Origin of the sequence: Micromonospora sp. NPDC005707 (genome assembly GCF_040631005.1) — a bacterium.
Taxonomy (GTDB): Bacteria; Actinomycetota; Actinomycetes; order Mycobacteriales; family Micromonosporaceae; genus Micromonospora.
Map to the genome: position 1 here is coordinate 542,663 of NZ_JBEXYR010000003.1, position 11,365 is coordinate 554,027.

6 protein-coding genes are annotated in these 11,365 nt (G+C 74.1%); 5 read left to right on the forward strand and 1 reads right to left on the reverse strand.

Annotated features, from left to right (window positions below):
* The first annotated feature begins 99 nt into the window (after positions 1-99).
* From gltB to ABZ452_RS07750, 4 genes are all read left to right on the forward strand, one after another.
* Complete coding sequence (gltB, locus tag ABZ452_RS07735) at positions 100-4,794, forward strand: glutamate synthase large subunit (RefSeq protein ID WP_357940006.1); 4,695 nt, start codon at positions 100-102, stop codon at positions 4,792-4,794.
* Positions 4,787-6,295: a glutamate synthase subunit beta gene (locus ABZ452_RS07740; RefSeq protein WP_357940008.1), complete on the forward strand. Its 1,509-nt coding sequence runs from the start codon at positions 4,787-4,789 to the stop codon at positions 6,293-6,295. The genes gltB and ABZ452_RS07740 overlap by 8 nt, the downstream gene beginning before the upstream one ends.
* Positions 6,296-6,498: 203 nt before the next feature.
* A complete protein-coding gene (locus ABZ452_RS07745) occupies positions 6,499-8,112 on the forward strand; it encodes an MFS transporter (protein ID WP_357940010.1) in 1,614 nt (537 codons plus the stop codon).
* 90 nt (positions 8,113-8,202) lie between these two features.
* Positions 8,203-8,715 (forward strand): hypothetical protein, encoded by a 513-nt coding sequence (locus tag ABZ452_RS07750; protein WP_357940013.1) that lies wholly within the window; start codon positions 8,203-8,205, stop codon positions 8,713-8,715.
* Positions 8,716-8,763: 48 nt separating this feature from the next.
* On the opposite strand, the gene ABZ452_RS07755 is transcribed toward ABZ452_RS07750, so the two are convergent.
* Entirely contained in the window at positions 8,764-10,302 is a 1,539-nt protein-coding gene (locus ABZ452_RS07755; protein WP_357940015.1) for a M1 family metallopeptidase, read from the reverse strand.
* 200 nt (positions 10,303-10,502) lie between these two features.
* Between ABZ452_RS07755 and ABZ452_RS07760 the strand changes: the two genes are divergently transcribed.
* Positions 10,503-11,288, forward strand: coding sequence for an SGNH/GDSL hydrolase family protein (locus ABZ452_RS07760; protein ID WP_357940017.1), 786 nt, complete (start codon positions 10,503-10,505; stop codon positions 11,286-11,288).
* The last annotated feature ends 77 nt before the right edge of the window (positions 11,289-11,365 follow it).

Sequence of the window (11,365 nt, forward strand, 5' to 3'; positions counted from 1 at the left end):
CTGGCCTTGCGCCGGACGCCCTAACGTAGACTCAATAAAACCCCCGAGGGCCGACGTCGTCCCCACCATGTTCCAACCTGAGTGACGACAGGAGGCCCGGTGGCCTTTCCGTACCCTCTCAGCCCCCAGCCGGCCCCGCGGACCACGGGGCTCTACGACCCCGCGCACGAGCACGACGCCTGCGGTGTGGCCTTCGTGGCCGACCTGCACGGCCGCCGCTCGCACGGGGTCGTCGCGAACGGTCTCGGGGCGCTCTGCCGGCTGGACCACCGGGGCGCCCGGGGCGCGGAGCACAACACCGGTGACGGCGCGGGCATCATGATCCAGGTGCCGGACGCGTTCCTGCGTGCGGTCGTCGACTTCCCGTTGCCGCCCGCCGGCCAGTACGCCACCGGCCTGGTCTTCCTGCCCGACGACGACGCGGCCGAGGCCCGGGCCCGCCAGGTGGTGGAGAAGTACGCGCTGGTCGAGGGCGCCGACATCCTGGGCTGGCGGGACGTGCCCACCGACCCGTCCGGCCTCGGCGAGACCGCCCTCGCGGCGATGCCCCGGGTCCGGCAGCTCTTCCTGGCCGCGCACCGGCTCACCGACGCGCCCGCCGGCCCGGCCGGCTCCCCGCTGACCGGCCTCGACCTGGACCGGGTGGCGTTCTGCCTTCGCAAGCAGGTCGAGCGGGAGACCGCCGAGCGGGGCGTGCCGGCCTACTTCCCGTCGCTGTCCGGGCGGACCATGGTGTGGAAGGGGATGCTCACCCCGGACCAGCTCCCGGCGTTCTACCCGGAGCTGACCGACGAGCGGGTCATCAGCGCGATCGCGCTGGTGCACTCGCGGTTCTCCACCAACACGTTCCCGTCCTGGCCGCTGGCCCACCCGTACCGGTTCATCGCGCACAACGGCGAGATCAACACGATCCGTGGCAACCGGAACTGGATGCAGGCGCGCGAGGCGCTGCTGCGCAGCCCGGACCTGCCCGGCAACATCCGCCGGATCTTCCCGGTCTGCACCCCGGCGGCCTCCGACTCGGCCAACTTCGACGAGGTCCTCGAACTGCTGCACCTGGCCGGGCGCAGCCTGCCGCACGCGGTGCTCATGATGATCCCCGAGGCCTGGGAGAACGACCCGGAGATGCGCGCCGACAAGCGCGCCTTCTACCGGTTCCACGCCAGCCTCATGGAGCCGTGGGACGGCCCGGCCTCGGTGGCCTTCACCGACGGCGAGATCGTCGGCGCGGTGCTGGACCGCAACGGGCTGCGCCCGGGCCGCTGGTGGCGGACCGCCGACGGCCTGGTGGTGCTGGGCAGCGAGGCGGGCGTGCTCGACCTCGACCCGGCCACCGTGGTCGCCAAGGGCCGGCTCCAGCCCGGCCGGATGTTCCTGGTCGACACGGTCAACGGCCGGATCGTGCAGGACGACGAGATCAAGACCGAGCTGGCCGCCGCCCGCCCGTACGGGGAGTGGCTGCACGCCGGCATCATCGAGCTGGACGAGCTGCCCCCGCGCGAGCACATCGTCTACACCCACGACTCGGTACGCCGCCGGCAGCAGACCTTCGGCTACACCGAGGAGGAGCTCAAGATCCTGCTCGCCCCGATGGCCCGCAACGGCGCGGAGCCGATCGGCTCGATGGGCACGGACACCCCGATCGCGCCGCTGTCCACCCGGCCGCGGCTGCTCTACGACTACTTCCACCAGCTCTTCGCCCAGGTCACCAACCCGCCGCTGGACGCCATCCGGGAGGAGCTGGTGACCAGCCTGGCGTCCACCATCGGCCCGGAGGGCAACCTGCTCGACCCGGGCCCGGCGAGCTGCCGGCAGATCGTGCTGCCGTACCCGGTGATCGACAACGACGAGCTGGCCAAGATCCTCTCCATCGACGAGGACGGCGACCTGCCCGGCTTCAAGGCGGTCCGGGTCTCCGGGCTGTACCGGATCCGCGACGGCGGCGCCGGCATCAAGGCCCGGCTCACCGAGATCTGCCGGCACGTCTCCGAGGCCATCGAGGACGGCGTACGCATCCTGGTGCTCTCCGACCGGGACTCCAACGCCGACCTGGCCCCGATCCCGTCGCTGCTGCTCACCGCCGCGGTGCACCAGCACCTCGTGCGGGAGCAGACCCGTACCCAGGTGGCGCTGATCGTCGAGTCGGGCGACTGCCGGGAGGTGCACCACGCGGCCGTGCTGATCGGCTACGGCGCGGCGGCGGTCAACCCGTACCTGGCCTTCGAGTCGGTCGAGGACATGATCTCCACGGGCGCGCTGGTCGGCACGGAACCGGGCACGGCCATCCGCAACTACGTCAAGGCGCTCGGCAAGGGCGTCCTGAAGATCATGTCGAAGATGGGCATCTCGACGGTCTCGTCGTACTGCGGGGCGCAGGTCTTCGAGGCGGTCGGCCTGGACACCCGGCTGGTCCAGCGCTACTTCCGGGGCACCCCGAGCACGATCAGCGGCATCGGGCTCGCCGAGATCCACGCCGAGGTCGCCGCCCGGCACGCGCTGGCCTGGCCGCCCGCGGGCGCCCGGGCGAGCGACCGGCTGGACGTCGGCGGCGAGTACCAGTGGCGCCGCGAGGGTGAGCTGCACCTGTTCAACCCGGAGACCGTCTTCCTGCTCCAGCACGCCACCCGCAGCCGCCAGTACGACGTCTTCCGGCAGTACACCGCCAAGGTGGACGAGCTGGCGGCCCAGGCGGGCTCACTGCGCGGGCTGTTCACCCTGCGTACGGGGGCGCGCCCGCCGGTGCCGCTGGAGGAGGTGGAGCCGGCCGGCGAGATCGTCAAGCGGTTCGCCACCGGCGCCATGTCGTACGGGTCGATCTCGGCGGAGGCGCACGAGACCCTGGCCATCGCCATGAACCGTCTCGGCGGCAAGTCGAACACCGGCGAGGGCGGCGAGGATGTCGAGCGGCTGCACGACCCGCGGCGCCGCTCGGCGGTCAAGCAGATCGCCAGCGGCCGGTTCGGCGTCACCAGCGAATACCTCGTCAACGCCGACGACCTCCAGATCAAGATGGCCCAGGGCGCGAAGCCCGGCGAGGGCGGCCAATTGCCCGGCAACAAGGTCTGGCCGTGGATCGCGCGCACCCGGCACGCCACCCCGGGCGTCGGCCTGATCTCGCCGCCGCCGCACCACGACATCTACTCCATCGAGGACCTGGCCCAGCTCGTCCACGACCTGAAGTGCGTCAACCCGGCCGCCCGGGTGCACGTGAAGCTGGTCAGCGAGGTCGGGGTGGGCACCGTGGCGGCCGGCGTGGCCAAGCTCAAGGCCGACGTCATCCTGATCTCCGGGCACGACGGCGGCACCGGCGCCTCCCCGCTCAACTCGCTCAAGCACGCCGGCACCCCCTGGGAGCTGGGCCTGGCCGAGGCGCAGCAGACGCTGCTGCTCAACAAGCTCCGCGACCGGGTCACCGTGCAGGTCGACGGCCAGCTCAAGACCGGCCGGGACGTGCTGGTCGCGGCGCTGCTGGGCGCCGAGGAGTTCGGCTTCGCCACCGCCCCGCTGATCGTCGAGGGCTGCGTGATGATGCGGGTCTGCCACCTGGACACCTGCCCGGTCGGCATCGCCACCCAGAACCCGGTGCTGCGCGAGCGCTTCACCGGCCGGCCCGAGTTCGTGGAGAACTTCTTCCTCTTCCTCGCCGAGGAGGTCCGCGGCTACCTGGCCGAGCTGGGCTTCCGCAGCGTCGCCGAGGCGATCGGGCACACCGAGCTGCTCGACGTCACCGGCGCGATCGACCACTGGAAGGGCCACGGGCTCGACCTCAGCCGGGTGCTGCACCTGCCCGAGCTGCCCGAGGGCGCGGCCCGGCGCGGGATCCGGGCCCAGGACCACGGCCTGGAGCTGGCGCTGGACAACCAGCTCATCGCCCTGGCCGAGCCGGCGCTGCGCGACGGCACCCCGGTCCGGGTCGAGGTGGCCGTGCGCAACGAGCACCGCAGCGTGGGCGCGATGCTCGGCGGCGAGGTGACGCGCCGCTTCGGTGGCGCCGGGCTGCCCGACGACACCGTCGAGTTCCTGCTGCGCGGCACCGCCGGCCAGTCGTTCGGCGCGTTCCTGCCGCGCGGGGTCACCCTGCGGCTGCACGGCGACGCCAACGACTACGTCGGCAAGGGCCTCTCCGGCGGGCGGCTCGTCGTCCGCCCGGACGCCGCCGCGCCGTTCGCCGGCGCGGACGCCGACCCCGGCGGGCGCGCCGAGGACCAGATCATCGCCGGCAACACGATCCTCTACGGCGCCACCGGCGGCGAAGTCTTCCTGCGCGGCCGGGTCGGCGAGCGGTTCGCGGTGCGCAACTCCGGCGCGGTGGCCGTCGTCGAGGGCGTCGGCGACCACGGCTGCGAGTACATGACCGGCGGCACGGTGGTGGTGCTCGGGCCGACCGGGCGCAACTTCGCCGCCGGCATGTCCGGCGGCACGGCCTTCGTGCACCGGCTCGACCGGCGCCTGGTCAACGCCGAGCTGGTCGACCTGTCGCCGCTGGGCGAGGACGAGCGGGAGCGGCTGCACGATCTGGTCCAGCGGCACTTCGCCGAGACCGACTCGGCGGTCGCCGAGGAGCTGCTGAAGCGCTGGCCGGAGGCGGTGGAGGAGTTCACCGCCGTGGTGCCCCGGGACTACCGCCGGGTGCTGGAGATCATGCGGGCCGCCGAAGCCGCCGGCCACGACGTCGACGACGCGGTGATGAGCGCACTGGCGGCGACAGCCGCCGCAGGGGCGCCGCCGGCGGCCTCCGCCGCGTCCCTGCCGCCCGCGCCCCGGGCGGTCGCCCAGGAGGTGGCTCGTGCCTGACCCAAACGGTTTCCTGCGCTACGACCGGCGGCTGCCCGCCCGCCGCCCGGTCCCGGTGCGGATCATGGACTGGCGCGAGGTCTACCCGCCGGCCGGCGAGGAGTTGATCCGCGAGCAGGCCACCCGGTGCATGGACTGCGGCATCCCGTTCTGCCACGACGGCTGCCCGCTCGGCAACCGCATCCCCGACTGGAACGACCTGGTCCGCACCGGTGGCTGGGACGCCGCGGTGGAGTCGCTGCACGCCACCAACAACTTCCCCGAGTTCACCGGCCGGCTCTGCCCGGCGCCCTGCGAGGCGGCCTGCGTGCTCGGCCTGGGCGGCCAGCAGCCGGTCACCATCAAGCAGGTCGAGGTGGAGATCGCCGACGCCGCGGTGGCCCGCGGCGGGCTGCGCCCGCAGCCCGTGCCGGCCCCGACCGGGAAGTCGGTCGCCGTGGTCGGATCCGGTCCCGCCGGGCTCGCCGCCGCGCAGCAGCTCGCCCGCGCCGGTCACGCCGTCACCGTGTACGAGCGGGACGACGCGCTCGGCGGCCTGCTCCGCTACGGCATCCCCGACTTCAAGCTGGAGAAGCGGCACGTCGACCGGCGGCTGGCCCAGCTCGCCGCCGAGGGGGTGCGCTTCCGCACCGGGGTGGACGTCGGCGTCGACGTCACCGCCGAGCAGTTACGCGCCGAGCACGACGCCGTGCTGCTCGCCTGCGGGGCGCTCCAGGGCCGGGACACCCCGGAGACGCCGGGGCGGGCGCTGCGCGGCGTACACCAGGCCATGACGCACCTGGTGGCCGCGAACCGGGTGGTGGCCGCGGCGGGTGACGGACGGCCCGCCCTGGCCACGCTCCCGGACGGTACGCCGATCGACGCGGCCGGCAGGCACGTGGTGATCATCGGTGGTGGCGACACGGCGGCCGACTGCCTGGGCGTGGCCCACCGGCAGGGCGCGGCCGGCGTGCACCAGCTCGACCTCTACCCGGAGCCGCCGGCCGACCGGGACGCCGCGCGCGACCCGTGGCCCACCTGGCCGTGGGTGCTGCGCAGCTACCCGGCGCACGAGGAGGGCGGCGAGCGGGTCTTCGCCGTGGCGGTGCAGGAGTTCGTCGACGACGGCACCGGCCAGGTCCGCGCGGTCCGGGTCGCCGAGGTGACCGTCGAGAAGGTGGACGGCCGGCGGATCGTCACGGCGCTGCCCGGCTCGGAGCGGGAGATCCCGGCCGACCTGGTGCTGCTCGCCATCGGTTTCGAGGGCACCGAGGAGCAGCCGCTGCTCGGCCAGCTCGGGGTGGCCCGCAACGGCCGGGGCGCGGTCGACGCCCGCCCCGACTGGCAGACCGACGCCGACGGCGTGTTCGTCGCCGGGGACATGCACCGGGGCGCCTCGCTGATCGTCTGGGCCATCGCCGAGGGCCGGGCCGCCGCCGCGGCCATCCACGCCTACCTGGGCGGGCCCGGCACGCTGCCCGCGCCGGTCGACCCGGCCCGGCAGCCGCTCGCCGCCCGCTGACCCGGCGCGTCACCGGCACCCCGGTCCCGGCCGGACCGGGGTGTCGTGGCGTCCGGCTCCGGTTCGTGCCCGGCCGCCCGATCTCCCTGGTGAACCGTCTCACCAACTGTCGTCGGGAGGTTTGAGCGCGGCCAGACTTGTTCGCTGGCCGGACCCGCGGGGGTCCGGCTTCGTCGTGTCACCGTCTGGACGGGGAAATACTCATGGCCCTCGGCGCCACGTTCGCCGCGCTGCGCCACCGCAACTACCGGATCTGGGCTGCCGCCGGATTCGTGTCGGTCATCGGGACCTGGATGCAGGTCCTCGGCGTCAACTGGTACGTGCTGGCGAAGACCGGGTCGGCCACCTCGATGGGGTTCACCGTCCTGCTCCAGGCGCTGCCCACCCTGGTGCTGAGCGTCTGGGGCGGCGCGCTGGCCGACCGGCTGCCCGCCAAGCCGCTGCTGATCGGCGCCCAGGGCGCGCACGCGCTGCTCGCCGCCGGGCTGGCCGTGGTGGCCGTCACCGGCGTCGGCGGCCTCCCGGCGATCTTCGCGATCTCGCTGGCCACCGGCGCGGTGTCGGCCATCGAGGGGCCGGTGATGGGCCGCTGGGCCTCCACCCTCGTGGACCGGGAGAGCCTCGGCAACGCCCTGGCGCTCGGCTCGCTCACCAACTCCGCCGGCCGGATCCTCGGCATGAGCCTCGGCGCCGTCGTGGTCGCCGCCGTCGGCCCGGCGCTGCTCTTCGCCGCGAACTCGGTCAGCTTCGTCGCGGTCGTCGTGGCGCTGTTCGCCGTACGCGAGGGGGAGCGGCACGCCGGTCAGCCGGCGGCGGCCGACGCGGCCCCCGCCGACGGTGGCATCCGGGCGGGGTTCCGCTACCTGCTCCGCCAGCCGGTGGTGCTGGTGGCCCTGGCGCTGTCCTTCGTGCTCGGCAGCCTGGGCCGCAACTACCAGGTCACCATGGCCGCGATGAGCGACGGGCCGCTGCACGGCGGCGCGTCCGGCTATGGCCTGCTGTCCACCGTCTTCGCCGTCGGCACGGTGCTCGGCGCCCTGTTCGCGGCGCGCCGCGCCGAGCTCGGCTACGCGGTGCTGGTCGGGGCCGGCCTGCTCGCCAGCGGGCTGCAGATCGTCGCCGGGCTGGCCCCGGGCACGCTGAGCTTCGCCGCCGTGATCCTGCCGGTGGCCGCCGCCGCGGTGGTCATCGACACCACGGTCGGCGCCCGGGCCCAGCTCGACACCGACTACGCCATGCGCGGCCGGGTGCTGGCCGCCCTGGCCGTCACCGGCTCGGTCTCCGCCGCCGTGGGCGCGCCGCTGCTCGGCTGGCTCAGCGAGCACGCCGGCCCCCGGCAGACCCTGGTGCTGGCCGGCATGATCACCGCCGTCGCCACCGCGGCGGCCGGGGTGGCCCTGGACCGGCTCCGCGAGCGCCGGCTGGCGCACCGGCTCACCCGGGTGCTGGCCGCGCCCGCCGCCCGCCCGGCCCGCCGGGTCGCCGCCACCGCCGCCCGCGTGGTCCGCCCGGCCGGCGCGGGGCTCGCCGCCGCCACCGCCGCTACCGCCCGGGTCGTCCGCCCGGCCGGTGCGGGGCTCGCCGCCCTCCCCGCCGTGGCGGCGCCGCGGCCGACGGTGCTGGCCGGGGCCTCCCCGGTCGCGCTTCCCGGCGCCACGGCCGGCGCGCGTCCGGGCGCCGGCCCGCTCCGGTCGAGCCGGGCCGCCCGCGCGGCCCAGGACTGCGCGGCCTGCGCGCCCCACCGGGGCCGGCGCCGCTCCCGCTGGATCGCCCTGCGGTCGCCGTACGCGCACCGCGACGGCTGCCCCGCCGCCTGACCCGGCGTCGCCCGGCCCGGTGAGCGAGGTCATGCCGCCACCGGGCCGCGCGGGACCCGGCGGCGCGAAGATCGTCACTACGCTGCCGGTATGGACGTCGAGGTACGCCTGCGGCGAATCCGCCGGTGGCTCTGGGTCGTGGTGGTGGGTCTGTTCCTCAGCGGGGTGACCGCGTTCCCGCTGGAGCTGGAGGTGCGCTGGCTGCTCCGGGCGCTGGACCCGCTCGCCGGCCAGTTCCCGGCGCTGGTGGGCTGGATCGAGCGGGTCCACACCGGCCTGGTCGAGACCGGCGAGCGCTACCCGTTCATGCTCTACGGCACCGACTGGCTCGCCTTCGCGCACCTGGTGCTCGCGGTGGCGTTCTGGGGACCGCTGCGCGACCCGGTGCGCAACGTCTGGGTGGTGCAGCTCGGCATGATCGCCTGCGCCGGGATCGTGCCGCTCGCGCTGATCTGTGGGCCGGTGCGGGACATCCCCTGGTTCTGGACGCTTGTCGACCTCTCCTTCGCGGTCGGCGCGTTCCCGCCGCTCTGGTTCACCTACCGGCACATCCGGGCGATCGAGGCGGCGGCACCGGCCAGGGCCACGCCCGTGCCGGCCTGACCGGCGGGGGCCGCTCCCGGGAACGGAGCGGGCCCCCGCCGGCGTCGCTCAGTGCTTCAGCAGCCGGTGGGCCTCCCGGATCTTTGCCCACGACTTCGGCTGCGCCGGTGCGGCGAGCGCGCCGCGTGCGGCGGCGGCCGGCGCGGGGCGCCCGGCGGTGAACAGCCAGGTGGTGAAGACGGCGTCGAGGTCCCGGCCGGAGATCCGCTCGGCGAGCGCCTGGAACTGGGCGATCGTGCCGTTGCCGTAGCGGTGGGCGGCGGTCCAGGCCGGCAGGATGCGGAAGAACGCCTGGTCGCCGACGGCCAGGCGGAGCTGGTGCAGGGCCATGGCGCCGCGGTCGTAGACGGCGTCGGCGAAGATGTCGCCGGCTCCCGGGTCACCGGGAAGGACCTGCCAGAACTCCGAGTCGGCCGGGTAGCTGGCGTAGGTGAAGTCGAACAGCTCCTGGGCGGTGCCCTCGCCCTGCTCCTCCGACCAGAGCCACTCGGCGTACGAGGCGAAGCCCTCGTTCAGCCAGATGTTGCGCCAGTCCGCGACCGCGACCGAGTCGCCGAACCACTGGTGGGCGTTCTCGTGCACCACCACGGACGTGTTGGCGCCGCGCCGCCAGAAGCTGGGGCCGTAGACGGGCCGGCTCTGCGTCTCCAGGGCGAAGCCGATGCCGTCGACCGGGCCGGCCACGCCGCCCTGCGCCTCGAACGGGTACGGCCCGAACACGCCGCTCTCCCAGTCGACGATCTCGGCGGTGCGTTCGATGCTGGCCCGGGCGGCCGGCCCGCGCTCGCCCAGCGTGGTGCTGTACGCGTTGACCACCGGCTGCCCGTTCGGCGCGGTGTCGGTGACGAAGTCGTACTGCCCGATGGCCAGGAACGCCTGGTAGGTGGCGCCCGGCTTGACGCTGCGCCAGCTCCACCGGGTGCGGTTGCCGGCCTCGGGCAGCGGGTCGCGTGGCTGCACGCCGTTGCTGACCACCTCGACGCCGGTCGGCACGGAGACGGAGATGTCCCAGGTGGCCTTGTCCTTGGGGTGGTCGTTGCTGGGGAACCACCACCAGGCCGACTCGGGCTCGTTGACGGCGAGGGCCCCGTCGGCGACCCGGGTCCAGCCCGTGTAGCCCTGGACCAGCGTCTCGGACGGGATGCCGGCGTATTTCACCACGACGGTGAGCTGCTGTCCCTTGAGGATCGGCCGGGGCGCGGTGACCACCAGCTCGTGGACGCCCTCCCGGGCGAAGCCGGCCGACCAGCCGTTGACCCGGACCGACTCGACGCCCAGGAGGAAGTCGAGGTTGAACCGGGACAGGTCCTGGGTGGCGGTGGCCAGGATCGTGGTGGTGCCGCTGAGCCGGTCGGTGGCCGGTTCGTAGCGCAGCCGGATGTCGTAGTGGCCGACGTCGTAGCCGCCGTTGCCGTAGTCGGGGAAGTAGCTGTCGCCCAGCCCGGGGCTGCCCGGGGTCGGGGTGGCCGCCGCGGGCTTCGGCCGGCCCCAGCCCGGTAGGGCGGCCTGGCCGGGGGCGCCGGTCACGACGGTGCCGGCGGTGGTGACGGTCAGGGCGGCGATGGCCGCCGTGAGAGCGCGTCGCACGGGTGGGCTCCCTCCATCAGGGTGTACGCACCGCCAACCTAATCGACGGTTGTGAACGCGTCTGCCCTCGAAGGCGTGCGAGCGCTATTCAATTTATGGCAATGTTTCGATAGCATTACCGACTAGTAACAAGCACCGACTCCCCTGGCCACGCGCGCGGTCAACGGGCTCCACCACCCCTGTCCCGTGGAGGTCCTGTCATGTCCCGTCGCGTCCGCACCACCCTGGCCGCCCTGTTCGCGGCCGTCCTCGGCGCCGTGCTCGTCCCCGGTGTCGCCCGGGCGGCCACCGTCAACTACGTCGCCCTCGGCGACTCCTACTCCTCCGGCGTCGGGGCCGGCCCGTACGACCTGTCCACCTGCCTGCGCAGCCAGAAGTCGTACGCCCCGCTGTGGGCCGCCGCGCACGCGGTCACCAGCTTCAAGTTCCCGGCCTGCGGCGGCGCGGTCACCGCCGACGTCATCGGCAGCCAGGTGAACTCGCTGAGCACCGCGACCACCCTGGTCACCGTCACCATCGGCGGCAACGACGCCGGCTTCGCCGACGTCATCACCAGCTGCCGCTTCGGCAGCACGTCGAGCTGCGAGAACGCCGTCAACGACAGCCGGGCCTTCGCCACCACCACCCTGCCCGGCCGGCTCGACAACACGTACGCCGCCATCCGGAACCGGGCGCCCAACGCCCGGCTCGTGGTGCTCGGCTACCCGCGGCTGTTCGAGACGGGCTGGTGCGGCCTGCTGGCCATGAGCACCTACAAGCGGACCATCCTCAACAACGCCGCCGACCTGCTCGCCACGGTGATCGCCGACCGGGCCCGGGCGGCCGGTGCCACCTTCGTCGACGCCCGGCCGTTCTTCGCCGGCCACGGCGTCTGCGCCTCCGACCCGTGGATCAACGACGTGAGCGGGCTCATCGAGGCCTACCACCCGGACGCCGACGGCTACCGGTACGGCTACCTGGCCGCGCTGACCGCCGCCATCGGCTGACCCGACGCGGCGGCGGCAGGTCATCAACCTGCTGCGTGACCTGCAACGCGACCTGGACCTGGCGTTCGTGTTCATCG

Coding starts and splice junctions, on each gene's coding strand:
- ABZ452_RS07745 (WP_357940010.1), top strand. CDS start 6,499: ATGGCCCTCGGCGCCACGTTCGCCGCGCTGCGCCACCGCAACTACCGG.
- ABZ452_RS07760 (WP_357940017.1), top strand. CDS start 10,503: ATGTCCCGTCGCGTCCGCACCACCCTGGCCGCCCTGTTCGCGGCCGTC.
- ABZ452_RS07750 (WP_357940013.1), top strand. CDS start 8,203: ATGGACGTCGAGGTACGCCTGCGGCGAATCCGCCGGTGGCTCTGGGTC.